18 protein-coding genes are annotated in these 21,726 nt (G+C 68.4%); 8 read left to right on the top strand and 10 right to left on the bottom strand.

What is annotated here, in order from left to right; translation table 11 throughout:
• Positions 1-5: 5 nt before the first annotated feature.
• The 3 genes from DL991_RS14070 to DL991_RS14080 all read right to left on the bottom strand — a co-directional run bounded on the left by DL991_RS14070 (position 6) and on the right by DL991_RS14080 (position 2,965).
• Positions 6-1,061, bottom strand: coding sequence for an LLM class flavin-dependent oxidoreductase (locus tag DL991_RS14070; protein ID WP_125784712.1), 1,056 nt, complete (start codon positions 1,059-1,061; stop codon positions 6-8).
• 269 nt (positions 1,062-1,330) lie between these two features.
• The gene (locus tag DL991_RS14075) at positions 1,331-1,942 is read right to left on the bottom strand and encodes a precorrin-3B C(17)-methyltransferase (protein WP_125784713.1); all 612 of its coding nucleotides are present in this window, start codon (positions 1,940-1,942) and stop codon (positions 1,331-1,333) included.
• A gap of 18 nt (positions 1,943-1,960) precedes the next feature.
• Positions 1,961-2,965: a YbhB/YbcL family Raf kinase inhibitor-like protein gene (locus DL991_RS14080; protein WP_125784714.1), complete on the bottom strand. Its 1,005-nt coding sequence runs from the start codon at positions 2,963-2,965 to the stop codon at positions 1,961-1,963.
• A 55-nt stretch (positions 2,966-3,020) separates the two neighbouring features.
• Between DL991_RS14080 and DL991_RS14085 the strand changes: the two genes are divergently transcribed.
• Both DL991_RS14085 and DL991_RS14090 read left to right on the top strand, forming a co-directional pair.
• A complete protein-coding gene (locus DL991_RS14085) occupies positions 3,021-3,479 on the top strand; it encodes an FCD domain-containing protein (RefSeq protein WP_125784715.1) in 459 nt (152 codons plus the stop codon).
• 148 nt (positions 3,480-3,627) lie between these two features.
• Entirely contained in the window at positions 3,628-6,297 is a 2,670-nt protein-coding gene (locus DL991_RS14090; protein WP_233598843.1) for a beta-N-acetylglucosaminidase domain-containing protein, read from the top strand.
• A 59-nt stretch (positions 6,298-6,356) separates the two neighbouring features.
• On the opposite strand, the gene DL991_RS14095 is transcribed toward DL991_RS14090, so the two are convergent.
• On the bottom strand, positions 6,357-6,965 hold the full coding sequence (locus DL991_RS14095; protein WP_125784716.1) for a TetR/AcrR family transcriptional regulator: 609 nt from the start codon (positions 6,963-6,965) through the stop codon (positions 6,357-6,359).
• A 119-nt stretch (positions 6,966-7,084) separates the two neighbouring features.
• Here DL991_RS14095 and DL991_RS14100 point away from each other — a divergent pair, with 119 nt between their 5' ends.
• From DL991_RS14100 to DL991_RS14110, 3 genes are read left to right on the top strand one after another with little or no spacing between them, the layout of a single operon-like run.
• Positions 7,085-7,933, top strand: a complete 849-nt coding sequence (locus DL991_RS14100; RefSeq protein WP_233598845.1) for an SDR family NAD(P)-dependent oxidoreductase — start codon at positions 7,085-7,087, stop codon at positions 7,931-7,933.
• A 25-nt stretch (positions 7,934-7,958) separates the two neighbouring features.
• A complete protein-coding gene (locus DL991_RS14105; protein WP_125784717.1) occupies positions 7,959-9,086 on the top strand; it encodes a DUF5938 domain-containing protein in 1,128 nt (375 codons plus the stop codon).
• Positions 9,087-9,102: 16 nt separating this feature from the next.
• On the top strand, positions 9,103-10,632 hold the full coding sequence (locus tag DL991_RS14110; protein ID WP_125784718.1) for an AMP-binding protein: 1,530 nt from the start codon (positions 9,103-9,105) through the stop codon (positions 10,630-10,632).
• On the opposite strand, the gene DL991_RS14115 is transcribed toward DL991_RS14110, so the two are convergent.
• Positions 10,629-11,534 (bottom strand): Lrp/AsnC family transcriptional regulator, encoded by a 906-nt coding sequence (locus DL991_RS14115; protein ID WP_125784719.1) that lies wholly within the window; start codon positions 11,532-11,534, stop codon positions 10,629-10,631. The two genes, DL991_RS14110 and DL991_RS14115, sit on opposite strands and share 4 nt — an antisense overlap.
• Before the next feature lie 209 nt (positions 11,535-11,743).
• On the opposite strand from DL991_RS14115, the gene DL991_RS14120 reads away from it, so the two are divergent.
• Positions 11,744-13,405, top strand: coding sequence for an amidohydrolase (locus DL991_RS14120; RefSeq protein ID WP_125784720.1), 1,662 nt, complete (start codon positions 11,744-11,746; stop codon positions 13,403-13,405).
• A complete protein-coding gene (locus DL991_RS14125; protein WP_125784721.1) occupies positions 13,402-14,691 on the top strand; it encodes an MFS transporter in 1,290 nt (429 codons plus the stop codon). The genes DL991_RS14120 and DL991_RS14125 overlap by 4 nt, the downstream gene beginning before the upstream one ends.
• On the opposite strand, the gene DL991_RS14130 is transcribed toward DL991_RS14125, so the two are convergent.
• The 5 genes from DL991_RS14130 to DL991_RS14150 all read right to left on the bottom strand — a co-directional run bounded on the left by DL991_RS14130 (position 14,688) and on the right by DL991_RS14150 (position 21,229).
• Positions 14,688-16,262 carry a succinic semialdehyde dehydrogenase gene (locus DL991_RS14130; protein ID WP_125784722.1) on the bottom strand — a complete coding sequence of 525 codons (1,575 nt, stop codon included), beginning with the start codon at positions 16,260-16,262 and terminating at the stop codon, positions 14,688-14,690. The two genes, DL991_RS14125 and DL991_RS14130, sit on opposite strands and share 4 nt — an antisense overlap.
• A 13-nt stretch (positions 16,263-16,275) precedes the next feature.
• Positions 16,276-17,904: a GMC family oxidoreductase gene (locus tag DL991_RS14135; RefSeq protein WP_125784723.1), complete on the bottom strand. Its 1,629-nt coding sequence runs from the start codon at positions 17,902-17,904 to the stop codon at positions 16,276-16,278.
• A gap of 117 nt (positions 17,905-18,021) precedes the next feature.
• On the bottom strand, positions 18,022-18,861 hold the full coding sequence (locus DL991_RS14140; RefSeq protein ID WP_125784724.1) for an LLM class F420-dependent oxidoreductase: 840 nt from the start codon (positions 18,859-18,861) through the stop codon (positions 18,022-18,024).
• A gap of 47 nt (positions 18,862-18,908) precedes the next feature.
• On the bottom strand, positions 18,909-20,075 hold the full coding sequence (locus DL991_RS14145) for a CaiB/BaiF CoA-transferase family protein (RefSeq protein WP_125784725.1): 1,167 nt from the start codon (positions 20,073-20,075) through the stop codon (positions 18,909-18,911).
• Positions 20,072-21,229: an acyl-CoA dehydrogenase family protein gene (locus tag DL991_RS14150; protein WP_125784726.1), complete on the bottom strand. Its 1,158-nt coding sequence runs from the start codon at positions 21,227-21,229 to the stop codon at positions 20,072-20,074. The genes DL991_RS14145 and DL991_RS14150 overlap by 4 nt, the downstream gene beginning before the upstream one ends.
• A 102-nt stretch (positions 21,230-21,331) precedes the next feature.
• Here DL991_RS14150 and DL991_RS14155 point away from each other — a divergent pair, with 102 nt between their 5' ends.
• Complete coding sequence (locus DL991_RS14155) at positions 21,332-21,676, top strand: hypothetical protein (RefSeq protein WP_125784727.1); 345 nt, start codon at positions 21,332-21,334, stop codon at positions 21,674-21,676.
• Positions 21,677-21,726: the final 50 nt, after the last annotated feature.

Consider the following 21,726-nt stretch of genomic DNA (forward strand, 5'->3'; position numbering starts at 1 on the left):
CGAGGCTAGCCGAGCAGCTCCTTCACGCGCGGGATGACCTGCTCGCCGTAAAGCCGGATCGAGCTCAGGCGTTGCTCGTGCGGAAGCGCGCCGACGCTGTACTTGAGCTGGAATCGCGACAGACCGAGGGTCCGCACCGCCCAGGCGATCTTCTGCGCGACGGTTTCGGGAGAGCCGACGAAGAGCGCGCCGCGCGACCCGGCCATGGCGTCGTAGTCGGCACGGGACATCGGGCCCCAGCCCCGTTCGGCGCCGATCTTGGCGAAGGCGGCCTGGTGATGCGCGAAATGCTGGGCGACGGCCAGTTCGTCGGTCTCGGCGATGTGACCAGGGCTGTGCATCGAGATCGGCAGCTCCTGGTGACCCGCCTCCTTCACCGCGCGCCGGTACAGGTCCGCGAGCGGGGTGAACCGCTCCGGCGACCCGCCGATCACGGCCATCACCAGCGGCAGGCCGTACGCGGCCGCGCGAACCACCGACTGCGGGGTCCCGCCGACGCCGACCCAGGCGGGCAGCCTGCCCGATTCGGTGACCGGGAACGCCTGCGCGCCTTCCAGCGCGGGGCGGACGGTCCCGGACCAGTCGACCGGCTTCTCCCCCTGCAACTGGGTGAACAGGTCGAGTTTCTCGGCGAAGAGCACCTCGTAGTCGTCCAGCGAATACCCGAACAGCGGGAACGACTCGGTGAACGAACCCCGGCCGAGTGTGACTTCGGCGCGGCCACGGGAAACGGCGTCCAGCGTGGCGAACCGCTCGTACACGCGCACCGGGTCGTCCGAGCTGAGCACCGTGACGGCCGTGCCCAGCCGGAGCCGTTCGGTCTGCCCCGCGATCGCGGCCAGCACGACGTCCGGCGAGGACACCGCCATCTCCGCGCGGTGATGTTCGCCGACGCCGAAGTAGTCCACGCCCACCTGGTCGGCGAGGACGCCTTCGGCCACGACCTGACGGATGGCTTCGGCCTGGCTAACCGGCTGGCCGTCCGCGCCGTTCTCGACGTCGCCGAACGTGTCCAGGCCGAAAGTCGGCTCTTGCCGGGTGCCCAGGATCTCGTACCCCATGTCCAACTCCTCAAGTAGTTGAACGCTCAAACGTCGGGTCGGGTGATCGTATTCCGCGCCGGTCCGGGGACTGCCGCGGTCTCGTAAGTCGCCGTTCGGTCCGGGTGGTCGTGAGTGGCGATTCGGGTTCTAACCCGAATCGCTACTCACGACCCCGCCGACCGACGCTTTCCGGCGCTCTGGTCGCTTGAAGTGCGTGAAGGAGTCCTTCACGGACCGGGACTACACGATCAGCCGAAGCCGGAATCCGGTAGGTACCGGAGCCACTCTCAAGCGCCGGCGATGTCCCTTGCCAGCTGACGGGCTTCGGTCACGGTGAACTTGCCGGTGATCTGGGTTTCGCCGCCGGTGATGGCGGACTGGATCATCGGCGCGGTCAGTACGCGGCTCTTCAGCACCATCGCGACCTGCTTGCCGACGTTCCCCGCGGTCCAGTCGGCCCACGTCCGCGCACCCGCGTCGGTAAAACTGAGCCCGACGATCGGGCCTCCCGATTGCGTGGCGAGCCGGGCGTTCGCCCGGCTGAGGTCGGCTCCGGTGAGGAACGCCGGGCCGAGCAGGTATTTGACGCCCTCCACCCGGTCGCAGCTGACCAGCGGGAGCGCCGGATCGTCCCGGCCATCCAGCGGATCCGGGCCCGCCGAACAGTCCAGCGCCGCCGCGGCGGCCTGTTGCCCGGCGGGATCGGTGCTCTGCCGGTCGGTCGCCGGACCTGTCGGCGGCCCCGGCGGGAGCTCGGCCAGCACCGGCCGGAACCGCAGCCGAGACCCGTCCTTGATCGTGAAGCTGTCGCCCTCGGGCTCGGCTTGACCGGACACCTCGCCCTGACAACCGGCGAGACCGAGCAAGACGAGCGCCACTACGACGGGAAGTATTCGCACGGGGTCATTCTGGCGGGTTCAGCGCCCGCGCGGGGGTGTTTCGCCTCGACGCCGGACCGTCCGTTCGAGAATCCCGAGCGTGGCCTTGAGCGCGGACACCGGGACCACAGGGAAGGTGAGGCGTTTCTTCCACTCCTCGCCGACCTCCGACCAGTCGTAGTACGACGTGACGAGGGTGCCGCCCTCGGCCGGAGCCAGCCGGTAGCCGTAGATGTGCCGGGCGTGCGGCCGGACCCGGCCTTCGACGGTCCAGGCGATCTCCTGTTCCGGGACGAGCGTGGTGATGACGACCTCGACGTCGTACTTGCCCAAGGGCACGTCCCCGAGCGCTTCACGGTCCATGTGGACGAGGAACCGGTCACCCGCCTGCCGGACCGGGTCCCCTTCCGCGTCGAGGAGCATCCCTGACGCGTCGATGTCGACATGGCCCTTCGGGTCACTCAAGACCGCGAAGACGGCCTCGGCGGAGGCCGGGATGAGCCGCGAGACCTCGACGCGCTCTTCACCCGGGGTTTCGGCCGTGGCGATCAGGACGGCGCGACCGAGCACATGCGAGGCCATGGCGAAGCCGAGGAACGCGGGCGTGGCGTCGGCCGGGACGCCGAGCGACTCGACGTCGAGGGCGTGCACCACGACGAAGTAACGGTGCACGCCGTGTCCGGCAGGCGGCGCGGCACCGAGAAAACGGGCCAGGCGAGCGTCGTTGGGCAGCTGGAAGGCGCCCTCGGGCAGCCCGGATCCGCTGTCGTCGCCGGCCCCCTCCGGCAGCTCGGTCACGGTGGCGGGGATGTCGGCGACCGCCCAGTGCCAGAAACCGGAGCCGGTGGGGGCGTCGGGGTCGTAGACGGTGACGGCGTAGCTCTTGGTGCCTCGCGGGGCACCACTCCAACTCAGTTGTGGCGAGGCGTCCTTACCGGCCAGCTGATCGGGCGACCAGGCGGCGCCTTCGGCGACAGACGTACTGGTGACAGAGAAGGAGGCCGCTTCGGGCAGCCGGGCGAAGGGGTCATTGACAGCGGTCATGAATCGACCATAACACAGATAATCGATTATCTTTCGATTCGTCTATATTCCATCGATGGCTTCACCGGATAAGCAGGTGTACACGCGCCTGCGGGAGGCGATCATGCGTGGCGAGCACGCCCCCGGCGCCGCGCTCAAACCGCAGGACCTCGCGAGAGAACAGGGCGTGAGCCTGGCGGTCGTACGCGTGGTCGGCGACGGCCTCGCCGACAGACTGCCCAACCGCGGTTTCGCCGTCCCGGCCTGGGAGGCCCGCGTACGCGCCGCCCATCACCGGCCGAGCCGGACGCCGCCGTTCGAATCCGACAAAGGCGAGCACCTCAGCGGTGCGTGGTCCGAAGCCCACCGCGTCTTCCACCGGACCTTGCTGGACGGCTGCGGAAACCCCGTCCTGCTCGAGACCTTCGACCGGATGTGGACCGCGAGCGAACTGGCCCGCGACGCCGACGCGGCGGCCGAGGCGCTGACCCGGCATCTCACCCCGACCGCGGCCGCGCTGCCGGACGAGTCATAAGTCCGCAGGCCCGTCGCTGGCGAAAATCACCCAGACCGACCTAGCCTTCGTCATCACATTGGGTGTTTCCTTGCTCGCAGAACGTCGTTGATCGACGATTTGGGGGCGGCCGATGTCCTTCGGGTGGGTACTTCGACTCATTCCGGTCATGCTTCTCGTGACCACGGTGGCGGTGGCGGTCCCCGCACCGGCGAGCGCGGCTCCCGCCGCCGAACCACCACTGGCACGGGTGTGGCCGACACCCCAGCAGCTGACGCCGCGACCGGGTCAGGTGACCATCCCGCGCACCGTCGTCGAAGTCGTCGGAGCGGGCACGGATCCGTCCGCGCTCGCCGTCGTCGACCGGGTGCTCCGCTCGGCGGGCGCGAGCACGATCGTCAAGATCACCGACAACGACCGGGCGGCCGTCGAGCGGGAACGCGGTAACGGCGGGCTCGTCGTCTTCGTCGGCGGTCCCACCGAAAGCAGGGCGACGGCCCTCGCGCTCGCCGCGCTCCGCGTCGACGGCCCCGAAGGCTTGTCCCCCGGCGGATACGTCCTCGCCGCCGACCGCGGCGTGATCGCCTTGTCCGGCGTGGACACTTCGGGGACGTTCTACGCCGCGCAGTCGTTCCGGCAGCTCTTCGTGTCCGGCAAGAGCCGCGCGTTCGGCATGCGCGACTGGCCGGCGGCCCCGCTGCGCGGCGTGATCGAAGGGTTCTACGGCGCGCCGTGGTCGCACGCGGATCGGCTGGCGCAGCTGGACTTCTACGGCCGCACCAAGCAGAACATGTACGTCTACTCCCCCAAGGACGACCCGTTCCTGCGTGCCCGCTGGCGCGACCAGTACCCGCCGGAACAGCTCGCGCTGCTCTCGCAACTGGTGGCCCGTTCCGCCGCGAACCACGTCGAGTTCACGTACGCCCTCTCCCCCGGCCTTTCCGTGTGCTACTCCTCGGACGCCGACAAGACCGCGCTGGTCACGAAGTTCCAATCACTGTGGGACATCGGGGTGCGGTCGTTCGCGATCCCGCTCGACGACATCTCCTACACCCGCTGGAACTGCGACGCCGACGCCGCGAAGTTCGGCACCGGCGGCGCGGCCGCGGGCGCGGCGCAATCGTTCCTGCTCAACCGGGTTCAGCAGGACTTCATCACCACACATCCCGGTGTCGAGCGGCTCCAGACCGTCCCGACCGAGTACTACGACCTCGCCGACTCCCCGTACAAGACCGCGCTGCGCACTCAGCTCGACAAGGCGGTGATCGTCGAGTGGACCGGTGTCGGTGTGATCGCCGGGCAGATCACCGAGAAGCAGGCCCGGCAGGCGAAAGAGGTCTTCGGGCACGACATCCTGATCTGGGACAACTACCCGGTCAACGACTACATCACCGAACGGCTGCTGCTCGGCCCGTACATCGGCCGTGAGCCCGGGGTCGCGAAGTATCTGTCCGGGATCACCGCGAACCCGATGGTGCAGGCGGAGGCGTCCAAGATCGCCGAATTCACCTCGGGTGACTTCCTCTGGAACCCGGATCGCTACGATCCGGACGAATCGTGGCTCGCCGCCATCGCCGACCTCGGCGGCCCCGCCGCGCCGGCGCTGAAGGTGTTCGCGGAGAACAACTATTCGAGTCTGCTCGTCCGCCTCGAAACCGGGAAGCCGGATCTGGACTCACCGGTGTTGCGCCCCCTGCTCGCCGCTTTCTGGTCCGCGCTGGAGAAGAAGGACCCGTGGGACGCGGCGGCGAAACTGGATCGCTATCTCACCGCGATGGCCTCCGATCCCGACGAGCTGCGACGCGGGATGGCGTCGAACCCGAAGTTCCTAGCCGAGGTCGGACCGTGGCTCGACCAGGTCGGCCTCTACGGCCAGGCTGGCGGTCACGCGGTGAAGATGCTGCTGGCACAGTTCGACGGCGATGGCGCGAAGGCGTGGGCGGAGCGCGGGAAACTCGTCGCCGCGCTCAAGCAGGCGCAGGCAATCCGCGTCCCGACCTCGCGCGGGCCGCGTAACCCGAGCACTTGCACGGCGGTCTGCGTCCCGTTCCTCAACAGCGCGCTGGCCACGGCAGACCGCTGGTTCGGCCTGCCAGGGGTCCGGCCGCAGCCGACGACGTCGCTGGGGACCTACACCGACAACGTGCCCGCCCGGATGGTCGACGGTGACCCCGAGACCTATTACTGGAGCGACTGGGCGCCCCGCGTCGGCGCCACCATCGGCGTCGACCTCGGCTCATCGCAACGGGTGTCCCATGTGGACATCCTGATGGGCAAACCGACCAGTCCGGACGACTTCGTGCGCGACGGCGTCCTCGAGTACTCCGCCGACGGCACGCGATGGACGACCGTGAAGACAGTCACCGAACCGGTGATCTCGGCGGACCTTCCGGACGGCGCCGAGGCCAGGTTCGTCCGCCTGCGCACGACCGGACCGCAGTCCTTCTGGGTCGTGGTCCGGGAATTCACGGTGTCCACACCGGACAGTCCGAAGTACACGGTCACCGGCACCCCGGCGGGATCGAACCTGGCCGCCGCCGCGGACAACAACGCCGATTCGCTGTATACGGCGGCATCGGCACCGATGCCCGGCGACGCGCTCGTGGTCACCTCCGCCACGCCGAAACCGTTGGCCAAGGTCGTCGTCCTGGCGGCGGAAGCAGGCGCGGGCGCCGACGTCCAGATCGAGGACCCGGCCGGAGGCTGGCGCACGATCGGCAGGATGTCGGGCGGCTACACGGAACTGCCCGCCGAGGGCGTCGTGACCGGCCAGGTCCGGCTCCTCTGGTCCCCGGGAGGCGCGGCGCCGAGGATCGCGGAGGTAGTGCCGAAGGTCTGACGCGTTCAACGGTCTGCCGGAAGCTCCGGAACGAGTGCCGTCCAACCCAAGGTCCGGACCTACGAAACCAGCTGCCCCATCAACGACCCGGCATCCTCGGCCAGGCTGGTCTCCTCGCCGGCGAGATGGTGCAGCAGCGCCTGCTGGAACAAGCCGTCGAAAGCCGCATAGGCGACCGGTCGCGTCACGACCGGCGACGCGTCGGCGAGTTCGGCATAGCGCTCGACGACGCGCCAGATCATCGCTTGCCGCTGCGTGTCGATCTCGAGCACGTCGGGGCGGAACGCGGCCTCGAACAGGCTCTGGTTCCGCAGGTCGTACCAGAGCCGGTGCATCGCGGCGTCGGCCCGCAGCGTGCCCGCCATCGCGGCGCCGAAGCCCTGCTTGAGTTCTTCGGCCGACCGCGCCGCGGCCACGGCCTCGTCGTAGCGGGTGACGCACACTTCTTCGAACTTGCGGACCGCGTAAGTCAGCAGTTCCACCTTGTCGGTGAAGTAGTAGTGCAGCACTCCGTGCGAGAAGTTCGACTTCTGGGCGATCTCCCGCAGGCTCGTCCTGGCGTACCCCAGTTCGGACAGCGCTTGCAGCGTCGAGTCCGCCAGTTCTGCCCGGCGCTGGGCGAACTTGTCCACGCTCCGGCGTGCGATCCGCTCGCTCGTCTCGGTCACCACGAGTTCCTGTCCGGTCCGGGAGCCCGCGCCTGCCGCGGGTGCCTCAGTCTAGCGTCGCGGAAATCTTGACGACTGTCCAAGATTATCTTGACGACTGTCCAAAACAGGCTCAGGATGTGACCCACACCGCAACCGCGGACCGTCTCAAGGAGGAGAAGTCCATGGGTTCGTACGACCTTTCGGGCCGGAAAGCCCTGGTCACGGGTGGAGCGCAGGGCCTGGGAGCCGGGATGGCCGAAGCGCTCGCCCTGGCGGGCGCCTCGGTGGTCATCGGCGACGTCCAGGAGGACCTCGGGCGCGCCACCGCCGACCAGATCAAGCAGAAAGGCGCCAACGCGGGCTTCGTCCGGCTCGACGTCACCGACGAACAGAGCTGGGAGCAGGCGGTCGCCGCGGTCATCGGCGAACTCGGCGGGCTGGACATCGTGGTGAACAACGCCGGTGTCGAGATCACCGGGCTCGTCGCCGATCTGGATCCGGCCGACGTGCGCAAGATGCTCGACGTCAACGTGCTGGGCACCGCCCTCGGCGTGAAGCACGCCTTCCGCGCGATGCGACCCGGCGGACCCGCGGGCACCGGCGGCGCCGTCGTGAACATCTCTTCGGTCGCCGCGACCATCGCCTTCCCCGGGATCGCGGGCTATTCGGCGACGAAATCGGCGGTCGACCGGCTGACCAGGGTCGCCGCGATGGAGGCCGGGAAACTCGGCTACGGCGTCCGCGTCAACTGCGTCTACCCCGGCCTCGTCCCCACCCAGATGGGTAATCAGCTCGCGCAGGACGTCGTCGAGGCCGGCCTGTTCCCCAGCGTCGAAGAGGCCATCGGCGCCGTGATCGGGCAGACCCCGGCCGGGCGGCTCGGGGAGGTCGCCGACATGGCCGACGCCGTCGTGTTCCTCGCCTCCGACGCGGCACGTTTCATCACCGGCGCCGGGCTTCCGGTCGACGGCGGAATGGGCATGTGACCAGCATTCACCGAAAGGAATCCCTATGAGCAGCCCCAAGCCCGTCGTGGTCTACGGCGCCTCCGGCTACACCGGACGGCTGATCTGCGAGTACCTGCGCGAGTACAACGTCCCGTTCATCGCCGCCGGCCGGGACAAGGCCCGCATCCAGGAGGCGCTCGACCACGTCCCCGGTCTCGACACCATCGACCACGAGGTCGTCGAGGTCTCGCACGACGTCGAAGCGCTCACCGAACTGTTCCGTGACGCCAAGGTCGTCTGCAACACCGTCGGCCCGTTCAGTGAGTACGGCCACGAGGTCGTCGAAGCCTGCCTGCGCACCGGAACGCATTATCTCGACACCACCGGCGAACAGGACTGGCTGATCTCCGCCGAAGACCGCTACGGCGAGCAGATGGCGGAGAAGGGCCTCCTGCTCTCCCCCGGCATCGCGCAGATGTACACCACCGGCGAGATCGCGGCGAACCTCTGCCTGGAGACCCCTGGACTGGACACTTTGGACATCCTGGTCTTCTGGAAGGGTTATCCCACGGTCGCTTCGACGAAGACCATCCTCGTCAACGCCGCACTGTCCGCCGCCTACTACCTCGAGCAGAACGAGTATCTTCCCTGGCCCGCGGACGGCGGCCTGCAGGACGTCACCGTGCCCGGCCACCACGAAACCGGGCTGGCCCTGCCGTGGGGCGGCACGTCGCATCCGGTCTGGTTCAAGAACGACGCCCGCGTGGCGAACGTCAAGGCCGTCGGCGGCGTCTTCGATCGCGCGCTCATGCAGGGGGTGCCGCAGATCGTCGCGGCCGTCCTGGAACAGGTGAAAGACCTGCCGCTGGACGAAAAGATGCGCGTGCTGGCGGAGCAGGCCGCGGCGGTGCGCGACGAGATGCCGCCGCGGGAGAACCAGCGGCTCAACACCTCGCTCGATTCTGTGCACGCCTCGGGACCGCTGGGCCGCGCGCACTGTGTCATCCACGGCACCTGCAACTACAAGCAGACCGGGCTGATGCAGGCATACGGTGCGTACTCGCTGCTGCAACAGCCACCGAAACGGGTCGGTTTCGCGTCCGGGTGCCAGGCTTTCGGCCACCGCGAGCTGCTCGGCGTGCTACGAAGCTTCGGGCTGGTTTCGAAGCCGGTCTTGACCGTCCACGACTGACCGGGAGGACGAGCGCGTGCGACTGACCGACTATCTCGACAAGGGCGCTTCACTCGATCCGGCGGCCGCTTGCCTCACCATGGGCGACACATCCCTCAGCTACGGCGAAGTGCGGGAACTGTCGTGGCGGGTGGGGCGGGCACTGGCCCGGTCGGGTGTCAAGCCCGGCGACAAGGTGGCGATCCTGTCCGGGAACGATCCGCTATCGTTCGGCTGCGTGTTCGGCATCGGCCGGGCCGGCGCCGTGTGGTGCCCGGTCAACCCGCGCAACGAAGCCGCCGAGAACAGGGAACTGCTCGACCTGTTCGACTGCACCTGCCTTCTGGTGCAGGAGTCTTTCGCACCGCTCGTCTCCCGGATGCTTCCCGACCTGCCGAAACTGTCCACAGTGGTCTGCCTCGACGGCTCGATGCCCGGCGCCGTCCCGTTTTCCGAATGGCTCGATGAGGCCGAGCCGTGGGAGGAGACCCCGCTCGACGACATGGTCCTGCTCGTCGGCACCGGCGGCACGACCGGCCATCCCAAGGCGGTGATGCTCAGCGGTACCAACGTCGAGACGATGTCGGCGCTCACGCTGATGAGCTACCCGTTCACCGGGCGGCCGCGCTATCTGGCGCTCGCCCCGCTGACGCATGCGGCGGGGGTGCTCTGCTTCCCTGTCCTGGCGCTCGGCGGCGAGATCGTCGTGATGCCGTCGCCGGACCTCGGCGAGTTCCTCGCTCTGGTCGAAAGCCGCCGGATCACGCACACCTTCCTGCCGCCGACCCTGATCTACCTCCTGCTCGACAATCCGGCGCTGGACAGTGCCGATCTTTCATCGCTGCAATGCCTTTGGTACGGCGCCGCGCCGATGTCGGCCACGAAACTCGCCGAGGCGATCACCCGGATCGGCCCCGTCTTCGGGCAGTTGTTCGGCCAAAGCGAAGCGCCCATGATGATCTCCACCCTCGCCCCCGCCGACCACGTCCATCCCGACGGCTCGCTCGCCCTCGAACGGTTCACCTCCGCGGGCAGGCCCACCCCGCTCACCCAGGTCGCGATCATGTCCGAGACGGGTGCACTGCTGCCGCCCGGCGAACGCGGCGAGATCGTCGTCCGCGGTTCGCTGGTGATGCTCGGCTACTACAAGAATCCGGCCGCGACGGCGGAAGCGAGCGCGCACGGCTGGCATCACACGGGCGACATCGGGTATCTCGACGAGCATCATTACCTCTACATCGTCGACCGCGCCAAGGACATGATCATCACCGGCGGCTTCAACGTCTATTCGGCCGAGGTCGAGCAGGCGCTCATGGCCCACGAAGCGGTGCAGGACTGTGCCGTGATCGGGCTGCCGCACGAGAAATGGGGTGAGCAGATCACCGCCGTGGTCCAGCTCCACACCGGGAAGACAGCGGTGGCGCAAGAACTCCGTGCCGTGGTCAAGGAGCGGCTGGGCAGCGTCAAGACCCCCAAGGAGATCCTGATCTGGCCGGATCTCCCCCGGTCCAAGATCGGCAAGGTGCTCAAGACCGAGATCCGGAAATCCTTGCTGGACAACGACTAGCGGCGTGCGAGTTCGTCCGCGGTCGGCAACGGCCACTCGTACCGTTCCTTGGCGATACGGAGGTGGACCCACGTTTCCGCGGTCACGACGTCGGGCCTGCCACTGATCTCTTCGAGCGCCCGGTCGAGGTCGCGGGCGGACTGCGCCGCGATGGTGGCGACGACGTCGAACCGGCCGATGGTCCTGGCGAGGAACTCGGTGTCGTCGCGCGCGGCGAGCGCCGACGTCACGGAGTCCCCCGCGCCCCGCACGTTCAGGCCGATCCCGCAGACCAGGCCGGCGTCCGGGCGGGCCCGGCTGAGTACCGGCGCGATCCGGATGACGTCGTGTTCCACGAGGAAGCGCACGCGGGTGCGGGTGGCCGACGGCGACAGTCCGACGTGTTCGGCGATGCGCGCGTAGCTTTCGCGCCCGTCGGCTTGCAACCGCAGCATGATCGCGAGGTCGCGGTCGTCGAGCCGCAGCCAGGGCGGCAGTGGACGGCCGGGCATGAACAGGCCCTTGACCACGTCCACGTAGACGAGCGTGTTGACCTGTTCCACCTCCGGCAGGCCGCGGATGTCCGCCACCGTGCGGTAAAGCTCCGGGGAATCGGGCAACCGCAGCTCGGCGACGGTCTGGTACTCCCCGCTCACCGCGGAGACGAAGGCCGCGGCAGGCAGCGCCGCGATGGCGTCCGTCGTCGCCTGCGAACGGCCCGACGTGCGGATCGCGAGATGCGCGTACGCGGTCAGGCCGAGGAACTCGGGATGGACCGCCGCGACCACGTTGAGCGAACCGTCGGCCTTCAGCTGCTCCAGCCGCGCCGACACGGCCGACCGTGACGCCCCGACGCGGTGAGCCAGATCGGCAACGCTCATCCGGCCGTCCGCGCGCAAAGCCGCGACCAACGCGTCGTCCACGGCGGTTTCCCCTCTGCTGAGTTTCCGACGGCAGACGGCACCATATCACCGGCCAGGCAGCCCGAACGACAGCCGAGTTGCGCGTTCTGTCCATGATCGCCGACATATCGATCGCGAACACGGTCCGTACGCGACCGATCTGATTGCGCTCGCGGTTCTCGTCGCTTACCTTCGCCCCACTTCACCGTCGAATCCCTGGAGTCCGCGCGATGCGTCTGTTGCCCCTCGATCGTTCAGTCCTCGACGCTAGAGCGACGATCCTGCTTCCCGACGAGCTGGTGACCGTCGACGACGCCACCGAAGGCGCCGGAGCGGTACTCGTGTTCGGCGAGGAAATCGCCGCCGTCGGCTCGGTCGACGAATGCCGCGCCCGCGCGGCGAGCCTCGGCCACCCCGAGCCGGAGGTGCGACGGCTGCCGGGCACGCTCCTGCCCGGCTTCATCGATCCGCACGCGCATCCGCTGATGTACGGGCAGATGATGACTTGGGTGGACTGCGGCCCCGAGCGCGCGTCGACCATTCCCGAGATCGTCGCGCTGTTGCACGAGGCCGCCGAGAACACCCCGGCGGGCAGGCCCGTCCGAGGTTACGGCTACGAGCACCGCAACCTCGCCGAGAAGCGGCATCCCCGCAAGGAGGAGCTCGACGCGGTCGCCGAAGACCGCGAGGTCTACCTCATGAACGCCAGCGGGCACGGCGGCGTGGTCAACAGCTTCACGTTGCGGCGCAACGGCATCACCCGCGACACCCCGGATCCCGACGGCGGCGTGTTCTTTCGTGACGAGCACGGCGAGCTCACCGGGGAGCTCTCGGACGCGGCGTGCAACATCCTCACCGGCGTCACCGGGGTGAAGGTCGGGCGGCACGGGCCGAACTTCCACCTCGAGGACGAGCCGGAGGAGCACGCGCGGCAGCTGGCCGCCGCGCAGGAGAAGTTCCTCGCCGCGGGCGTGACCGCGATCGGCGACGCCCAGGTCACGCGCCGCGAATTCGACATGTATCTGCGGCTGGACGAAGCCGGTCTGCTCAAGACGCGCGTCCACATGTACCTGCTGTCGCATCTGCTCGACCAAGCTCTGGAAATGGGGCTGCACGGCGCTTTCGGCACCACCCGGCTCGCGTTCGCGGGGATCAAGTTCTACGCCGACGGCACGCTCGGCGGCTGGACCGCGTACTTCCCGGACGGCTACGTCGGCGATCCGTGCCGCACCGGGCAGCTTTACCACGACCCGAAGGACTACTCCGCGCTGATCGGCAAGGCGCATGAGGCCGGGCTCCAGACCGCGACCCATGCCCAGTCCCCCGACGCCATCGCGATGGTGCTCGACGCCATCGAGGACGCGCAGCGGCGAAATCCCCGGCCCGACGCCCGTCACCGCATCGAGCATTGCGGGTTGCCGTCCCCGGAGCAGATCAAGCAGATGGCCGCGCTCGGCGTCCACCCCGTCAACCAGCCGCAGCACTACTACAACTGGGGCGAAGGCGTCACGGACGCGGTCGGCACCCCCGGCGAGCGATTCAACCCCCTCGGCGAGTTCCAGGCGGCAGGCGTCCCGATCACGCTGAGCTCGGACGCCCCGGTCGCGGAGCCGAACCCGCTCGAAGCCATCCAGACCGCGGTGACCAGGACGACCCGCCGCGGTCACCGGCTCGGCGGCGACGAACTGCTGATCGACGTCCGGTCGGCCGTCGCCGCCCACACGATCGCCGGCGCCAGGGTGCTCGGCCGTGAGCGCGACCTCGGCTCGATCAGCCCCGGCAAACGCGCCGATTTCGTGCTGCTCGGCGAGAATCCCCTCACCTGCGAGCCGGACCGGATCGCCGGTATCCGCGTGCTCGAAACCTGGATCGACGGCGAGGTGGCCCGATGACCGTCCAAACCGACACCCAGTCGCTCCGTCGAGCCCGCCGGGCCGGGCTCGCGGCCTTCGTCGGCACCACGATCGAGTGGTACGACTTCTACATCTACGCCACGGCGGCGAGCCTGGTCTTCGGCACCGTGTTCTTCCCCGCGACCGGCGACCGGCTGACCGGAGTCGCGGCGGCCTTCGCGACCTACGCGGTCGGGTTCTTCGCACGGCCGCTCGGCGGCATCGTGTTCGGGCACGTCGGTGACCGGGTCGGCCGCAAGACCGCGCTCGTGGTGACCCTGACCATGATGGGCGCGGCGACCTTCCTCGTCGGCTGCCTGCCCGGATACGCGCAGATCGGCACGTGGGCGCCCATCCTGCTCGTGGTGCTCAGGTTCGTCCAAGGGCTCGCCGTCGGCGGTGAGTGGGGCGGCGCCGTGCTCATGGCCGTCGAACACGCGCCGCCGGACAAGAAGACCTTCTACGGCGCCTTCGCACAGGCAGGGAATCCGGCGGGCGCGCTGCTGGCCACCGGCCTGTTCAGTCTCCTGAGCATCGGCGGCACCGAATGGCTCACCACGTGGGGCTGGCGGATCCCCTTCTTCGCCTCCGTGCTGCTCATCGGCGTCGGCCTCATCGTGCGCCTGAAGGTCGAGGAGTCGCCGGTCTTCGAAGAAGCCGCCGAGGAAACCGGCGCGCCGATCCTGTACGCAGTCCGGACGAACTGGAAACCGATCCTGCTGGGCATCTGCGTGCTGCCCGTCGCGGTCGGCGGCTACTACCTCGTCACCACTTTCGCGACGGCGTACGCGACCGATCCGGCCGTCGGCGTCTCCGAATCGCTGGTGCTCAACGCGCTCACCATCGCCGCGTTCGTCGAACTGGTCGTCAGCTTCGGCGCGGCCTGGCTCGGCGATCGCTTCGGCCGGGTGCGAGTGGTCGTGATCGGCCTTGTCGGCGTCGCCGTGCTCGCGGCACCGCAGTTCCTGGTGCTCTCGACCAAGAACGCGGCGCTGATCATCGCGGCTTTCGTGGCGATGCGCCTCGCGATGACGGCGACCTACAGTCCGATCGCCGCCATCCTGTCGCAGATGTTCCGCCCGCGGGTGCGGTACACCAGCATCTCGCTGTCCTACCAGCTGGCGGGCGCGCTCTTCGGCGGCCTCTCGCCGTTGGTGTCGACCCTGTTGTTCCAGGCGACGGGCAGTGTCTGGCCGGCGATCGGCCTGCTGATCGGCATGTGCGTGCTGAGCATCGTCTGCGTGCTGGCCGCTCCGCAGCACACAGACTCCCAGGACACGGCCTAGCGGATGCGCAACCGCCGCATGAGCTTCAGCCCGGACAGCATCCCCTCGACGTACTTCTCGTAGGTCTGGCCGCCACGGGGGCCCATGACCTGTTTCTTGAGCACCGCCACGTTCTTCACGTCGGTGTACTTGAGCAGGCCCTGGTCCCCGTGGCGGGCGCCGACGCCCGAATTCTTGACGCCGCCGGACGGTGTCCCCTTGGCGGCGTACGCGGTGGCGAGGATGTCGTTGATGTTGACGTTGCCGGACTCGATCCGCGCGGCCACGGCGCGGGCGGCGCCGACGTCGGCGCCCCAGACCGAGGCGTTGAGGCCGTACTCGGTGTCGTTGGCGAACGCGACGGCCTCGTCGACCGTGCGGTACTTGTGCAGCGCGACAACGGGTCCGAAGGTTTCGGTGACACCGCAGAGCATGTCCTTCGTGACGCCTTCGAGGATCGTCGGTTCGAAGAACGCCGGGCCGAGATCGGGCCGCGGCTTTCCTCCACAAAGGACGGTCGCGCCCTTCGCGACGGCGTCGTCGACATGCGACTTGACGCGGCTCATGTGGTCGACGGAGACGAGCGAACCCATGTCCGGCCCGAAGTCATAGGCGGCGCGGACGTCGAGCGCCTTGGTCTTGGCCACGTACGCCTTCTTGAACTCGTCGTAACGGGATTCCGGCAGGTAGATCCGCTCGATGTGCATGCAGATCTGCCCGGTGTTGCCGAAAGCGCCGAAGATCGCGCCCTGCACGGTCTCGGCCAGGTCGGCGTCTTCGAGCACGATCATCGGGTTCTTGCCGCCGAGTTCGAGACAGCAGCCGATGAGGTTGCGGCCCGCCCGTTCGCCGATCACCCGGCCGGTCGCCGTCGAACCGGTGAACATCACGTAGTTCGCCTGGTCGATGAGGGTGGGGCCGACGTCGGGCCCCTCACCGCACACCACCTGGAACAGGCCCTTCGGCAGCCCGGCCTTCTCCAGCAGCTCGACACCGTAGAGCGGGGAAAGCGCGGTCTTGTTGTCGGGTTTCAGCACCACCGCGTTCCCGGCCATCAGCGCCGGGACGGCGTCGGAAATGCCGGTGGCGAAAGGAAAGTTCCACGGCGCGATGATCCCGACCACGCCCTTGGGCTGCCGGACTTCGGTCGACGTCGTCAGGAACGGGACCGGCCCGCCGCGTTTGGTCGGAGCCAGCAGTTTGGCGGCCCGCGTGAGGTAATGGCTCATCACCATCGCCGGATCACAGGTCTCCTCGATCGCCATCCGCCGGTTCTTACCGCTCTCGACCTGGATGAGGTCTGTGACGGCCGGCGCGTTGTCGACGAAGAGCGTGTGCGCCCGTTTGAACACCTCCAGCCGCTGCTTGAGCGGTGTCGCGGCCCATTTCTCCTGCGCGGCGCGAGCGATGGTGAACGCCTGCTCGATGTCGGCGGGTGTCGACTGGGGCAGTTCGACGAGCAAATCACCGGTGTAGACCTCGGTGAGCTTCCAGGTCGCGCCGGACGAGCCCGGCACTCGGGCGACGAGGCGTCGCAGGAACGCGTCGGTCACCGACGCCGGACGGGTGAGCGCGAGCGGTGTGACGGTCATGGCCCTCTTTCCGTCAGTTGTCCGACAGGACGAGCTGCGCGCCCATCTCACCGATCATGATGGCGGGCGCGTTGGTGTTGCCGCCGGTGATCGACGGCATGATCGAGGCATCGCAGACCCGCAGGCCGTCGACACCGCGGACCTTCAGGTCGGGACCGACGACCGCGAGCTCGTCGACGCCCATCCGGCAGGTGCCGACGCCGTGGTAGACCGAGGTCGCGCGGTTCAGGATCGCGTCGCGCAACTCCTGGCCCCGCAGTCCCTTGCCAGGGTGGAGTTCTTCCTTGATCGAGCCGTTGAACGCCCCCGAGGCGAAGATCTCGCGGACCATTTCCGAGCCCTCGCCGAGCACTTCGAGATCGGCCGGGTCGGACAGGTACTGGGGGTCGATGAGCGGCGCCGCCGTGGGATCGGCCGAGGCGAGACGCAGCGTGCCGCGGCTCTTCGGGTAGATCAGCGTGGTCAGCACGGTGAGCGCGGGCCGTTTGTCGACGTCGTGCCGGATCGGCGCGTCCTGGTTGGGCGTCACGTACGCCCACGGCAGGAGGTGCAACTGGAGGTCGGGCACCTCGGCGGCTTGAGAGGTCTTGAGGAAGGCGACCGCCTCGAAGACCGAGTTCGCCAGGAACGTCGTGCCGGGCCGCAGCAGTTCGCTGACGAGGCCGCGCGCGAAGTACGGTGGCGTGCCCCTGTTCTTGCTCGACGACGCGCGGAAGGTCAGCGCGTGGAACATGTGGTCGTGCAGGTTGTCGCCGACCGGCAGGTCCGCGACGACGTCGATGCCGTGCTCCTTCAGGTGCTCGGCGTGGCCGATCCCGGACAACATCAGCAGCTGCGCGGACCCGACGAAGCCTCCCGCGAGGATGACCTCCTTGCCCGCGCGCAGCGTGCGCTGTCCCCCGTTCGCGTCGACGACCTCGACGCCGACCGCACGGCCGTTCTCGATGAGCACCTTCTTCGCCAGCACTCCGGACTGGACCTGCAGCGTGGCGGGCGCGAGATGGTGGATGTAGCCGCGCGAGGCGCTGTACCGGAGGCCGTCTGCGGCGTTCTGCTGCATCCGGCTGACGCCCTCTTGGGACTCGGCGTTGTAGTCGTCGAGGATCTCGCAGCCGATCGCGTCGGCGGTCGCCTGGAGGAATTGGAGCGTGCCCTCCTGCGGGGTCTTGTTGCGGGTGACCCGGATCGGCCCGCCCGCGCCCCGGAAGTCGCTCTCGCCGTCCTCGAAGTCCTCCATCCGCTTGTACGCGGCGTTGACACTGTCGGCGTCCCAGCCCTTGTTGCCCTCGGCGGCCCAGGAGTCGAAGTTGGCGCGGTTGCCACGGACGTAGACCATGCCGTTGATGGAGCTGGAGCCGCCGACCACCTTTCCGCGCGGCACCGGCATCCGCCGATCGAGAACATGTTTCTGCGGCACCGAGTAGTAGCCCCAGTCGAAGGGCTTCTTCAGCTGGGGCACCGCGTGCATCGGGCCGACCAGCCCCGGCTTCTTGACGAGCATCTTCTGGTCGCTCTTGCCCGCCTCGAGCACGATTACGCTGGCTCCGGACTCCGCCAGCCTGCCCGCGATCGCGGCGCCCGAGCTGCCCGATCCGACGACCACGTAGTCGGCCTCGTCGCCGCGCGCAGCCCTGTTCGCCATGTCCGCTCCTCGGTCCGCCCACCGTGCAGAACTGTAACCTGTTCTAGTTCTGTCACCGTATAGCGAGACCGGCCGGTTCCGCAACGGGCCGTCGCTCCCCGGCCGGTCTTCGAGACCTCAGCGCAGCGGCTCGAGCACCTTCGCCAGCGGCTCCAGCACGGCTGGGGTGTGCGGCGGCGGCAGGTAGATGATCGCCAGGTCAAGGCCCACTTCACCGAGGGCTTCGACGCCTGCGGCGACCTTGGCGTAGTCACCGTCCGTGCCGAGACGCACGTGCGAGGACAAGGTGATCTCGTTCGGATCCCGGCCGATGTCCGCGCAGTGCCGGTGCAGCACCTCCCGCTTGTGCGCGAACTCCTCCGGCGTGCCGCCGACGAAGTTCCAGTGCTGGGCGTACTTCGCGGCCGTGCGCAAGGTCCGCTTCTCGCCGCTGCCGCCGATGCAGATCGGCGGATGTGGCTTCTGCACACCCTTCGGTTCGCAGCGGGCGTCGGTCAGCTGATAGTGCTCGCCCTGGAAGGTGGTGCTCTCCTGGGTCAGCAGGCCGACGAGCACCTCGCAGGCCTCCTCGAACCGGTCACTGCGTGCCTTGATGGTGCCGAGTTCCATGCCGTACGCGCCGGATTCCTCCTCGTTCCAGCCCGCGCCGACGCCGATCTCCAGCCGGCCGCCGGAAACGATGTCGAGCGTCGCGGCCATGTTCGCGAGAAGCGCGGGGTGCCGGTAGTGGATCCCGCTGACCAAGGTGCCCAGCCGGAGTCGTTTCGTGGCCTGCGCGAGCGCGGTGAGGGTCACCCACCCTTCCAGGCACGGACCGGTCGAATCCGAGAAAATGGGATAGAAGTGATCGAAGGTCCAGCCCGATTCGAAGAGTTCGATCTCGTCGGCGGCCTGCCAGACGGCGAGCATGTCGGACCAGACGGTGTCCTGCGGCGAAGTCTTGATGGCGAATCGCATGATCTCGAGCGTAAACCTGGAGTTCCTCCAGTCGCGCCGATTTGAATTCAGCCTGCGATACCGCGGCGAAGGTACTCGTCGGCGTCCACTCCGGACTCGACGAGCAAGGCTCGAGTGTGTTCCCCCAGCGCCGGGACGTCGCCCATGCACGCCTCGAAATCGTCGAAGGTCACCGGCGGCAGCAAAGCGTCGATCCGGGCGAACTCGGTGCCGACCTCGCGCCAGCGATCACGGGCCCGCAGCTGGGGATGATCGGCGACCTGGCCGACGTCCTTGAGCTGTGCGGCGGGAACCCCGGCCGCGGCGAGCCGTTCGTCGAGTTCATTGTTGGACCACCGCGAAGTCCGGGCGGCGACGGCGGCGTCGCATTCCGCGCGGTGAGCCACGCGTCGCACGTTCGTGGTGAAGCGTGGATCGTCGGCGAGTTCGGGCGCGTCGAGGACGTCGGTGACGAGGGTGCGCCAGCCGGTGTCGTTCTGGACGCCGATCAGCATCTGGCCGTCACGGGTGGGAAAGGCGTCGTACGGCGCGATCGAACTGTGGCTCAGGCCCATGCGTTCGGGCTCGGTTCCGGCGTACATCCGGGTGTTGAGCGCGTACCCCATCCATTCGATGGTGGCCTCCAGCATCGAGACCTCGATCGTCGCGCCCTCGCCGGTGCGCCAGCGGCGCAGCAACGCCGCCAGCACCGCCTGCGCGCAGTACATGCCGGACGCGATGTCCGCGGTCGGGATCCCGGTCTTCGCCGGAGCGTCCGGGGTGCCGGTGATCGCGATGAGCCCGGCCTCGGCCTGGACCAGCATGTCGTAGGCCTTGCGCCGCTCCATCGGCCCGCCCGCCCCGAATCCGGACAGGTTCACCACGACCAGCTCGGGATGGTCCGCCCGCAGATCACCGAAACCGAGCCGCTCGGCCGCGCCGGGAGCGAGGTTCTGCACGAACACGTCGGCCTTCGAGACCAGCCGCCGGACGACGTCACGGCCTTCGGTGGTCTTGAGGTCGACGGCGAGCGACTCCTTGCCTCGGTTCAGCCAGACGAAATGCGCGCCGGTGCCGTGTACGGCGTGGTCGTAGGCACGCGCGAAATCCCCACCGTCGACGCGTTCCACCTTGATCACGCGCGCGCCGAGATCGGCGAGGTTGCGGGTGGCCAGCGGAGCGGCGACAGCCTGTTCGATGGCGACGACGGTGACCCCTTCGAGCGGCCGGGTCATGCTTTCTTCTTCTCGGCCCGCACCAGACCGCCACCGATGATCAGCCGCTGGATCTCGCTCGTGCCCTCGTACAGCCGCATCAACCGGACGTCCCGGTAGATGCGCTCGACCGGGACCTCGCGCATGTAGCCGCTTCCGCCGTGAACCTGCACCGCCAGATCCGCGGCCTTCCCCGCCATCTCGGTGCAGAACAGCTTCGCCGCCGACGGCGCGATCCGCCGGTCCTGCCCCGTCACATACAACCGCGCCGCCTCACGGGCGAGCGCCCGGCCGGCGAGCACACCGGTCTGCTGATCGGCGAGCATCGCCTGCACCAGCTGGAAATCCCCGATCGGCGTGCCACCCTGAGTCGCCGTCGCGGCATACGAGACCGACTCGTCGAGCGCCCGCTGCGCCGCCCCGACCGCCAGCCCCGCCATATGGATCCGGCCGCGCGCCAGCGACGTCATCGCTGCCTTGTAGCCGACATCCCCGTCCCCGCCGACGAGTGCTTCCGGCCCGACACGCACCTGCGAGAAGGCGACATCCGCAGTGCGCGAGCCTTCCTGCCCCATCTTCGCGTCCTTCGCGCCGACCGTGATACCCGGCGCGTCCGCGGGCACCAGGAACACCGCGATGCCGGTGCCCATACGCGCGAAAACCACGAAAAGACCTGCCTCGGTGGCATTGGTGATGAACTGCTTGCCGCCGTCGATGACCCAGCCGTCGCCATCCGGCTTCGCGCTGGTCCGCAGCCCGGCCGGATTCGATCCGGCACCCGGCTCGGTCAGCGCGAACGACGCGACGATCTCGCCCGACGCGATACCCGGCAACCACCGTGCCCGCTGCTCGTCCGTGCCGAACCCGACCAGCACCTGTCCGGCGATCCCGTTGTTCGTCCCGAACATCGACCGCAACGCCAAGGACGTGTAACCGAGCGTCATCGCCACCTCGACGTCCTGCACCAGATCGAGGCCGAGTCCACCCCACTCCTGCGGGATCGCGTACCCGAACAACCCCATCGCCGCGACCTGCGCCCGCAGATCGGCCGGGATGGCGTCCGTGTTCATGATCTCCAGCTCACGAGGCATCACGCGGGTACGGACGAAGTCGTCGATCTGGCCGAGGACGGCCGCGAACACGTCGTCGGGGACGTCGGGGTTGCCGGTGTACATGACCCTCACTATCGATCACCGGCCGGACTCCGGTCCACTCCCCAGAGTGGATCTGGCCGCGAGACCTACCGGCGATGTTGATCATCGTCCTAACGTCGGAGGATGCGTACACGTACCGCTTTCCTGGCCATTGCCAGTGCCGTCGCCCTCTGTTTCACGATCCCCGCGACGGCCTCCGCGGCCGAAGGTGAATTCACCTACCGCTACTACGACGAACACGAAGAGCTCCAGGTCGGCACCCTGGTGGACCCACCCAGCGGCGAATGCATCGAAATCCCCGAAATAGCCGACTGGGACGTCGACGCGTTCCGTCCACGCAACGACACCGGCTCGACCGCGGTGGTGTTCCTGGACGACGACTGCGCGAGCGACTCCTACTTCACGCTCCGCCCCTACGGTGGCCGAGGCTCGGACAGACTTCTCCTGCGCTCGGTCATCTTCAGTTAGGCCAAGCGGATCTGGACAATTCACCCCGCGCTGGAAGGATGACTCCCGGG

It is taken from the genome of Amycolatopsis sp. WAC 01375 (assembly GCF_003947325.1).
GTDB lineage: Bacteria > Actinomycetota > Actinomycetes > Mycobacteriales > Pseudonocardiaceae > Amycolatopsis.

Coding starts and splice junctions, on each gene's coding strand:
- DL991_RS14070 (WP_125784712.1), bottom strand. CDS start 1,061: ATGGGGTACGAGATCCTGGGCACCCGGCAAGAGCCGACTTTCGGCCTG.
- DL991_RS14080 (WP_125784714.1), bottom strand. CDS start 2,965: ATGACCGCTGTCAATGACCCCTTCGCCCGGCTGCCCGAAGCGGCCTCC.
- DL991_RS14085 (WP_125784715.1), top strand. CDS start 3,021: ATGGCTTCACCGGATAAGCAGGTGTACACGCGCCTGCGGGAGGCGATC.
- DL991_RS14090 (WP_233598843.1), top strand. CDS start 3,628: ATGCTTCTCGTGACCACGGTGGCGGTGGCGGTCCCCGCACCGGCGAGC.
- DL991_RS14105 (WP_125784717.1), top strand. CDS start 7,959: ATGAGCAGCCCCAAGCCCGTCGTGGTCTACGGCGCCTCCGGCTACACC.
- DL991_RS14120 (WP_125784720.1), top strand. CDS start 11,744: ATGCGTCTGTTGCCCCTCGATCGTTCAGTCCTCGACGCTAGAGCGACG.
- DL991_RS14125 (WP_125784721.1), top strand. CDS start 13,402: ATGACCGTCCAAACCGACACCCAGTCGCTCCGTCGAGCCCGCCGGGCC.
- DL991_RS14130 (WP_125784722.1), bottom strand. CDS start 16,262: ATGACCGTCACACCGCTCGCGCTCACCCGTCCGGCGTCGGTGACCGAC.
- DL991_RS14135 (WP_125784723.1), bottom strand. CDS start 17,904: ATGGCGAACAGGGCTGCGCGCGGCGACGAGGCCGACTACGTGGTCGTC.
- DL991_RS14140 (WP_125784724.1), bottom strand. CDS start 18,861: ATGCGATTCGCCATCAAGACTTCGCCGCAGGACACCGTCTGGTCCGAC.
- DL991_RS14145 (WP_125784725.1), bottom strand. CDS start 20,075: ATGACCCGGCCGCTCGAAGGGGTCACCGTCGTCGCCATCGAACAGGCT.
- DL991_RS14150 (WP_125784726.1), bottom strand. CDS start 21,229: ATGTACACCGGCAACCCCGACGTCCCCGACGACGTGTTCGCGGCCGTC.
- DL991_RS14155 (WP_125784727.1), top strand. CDS start 21,332: ATGCGTACACGTACCGCTTTCCTGGCCATTGCCAGTGCCGTCGCCCTC.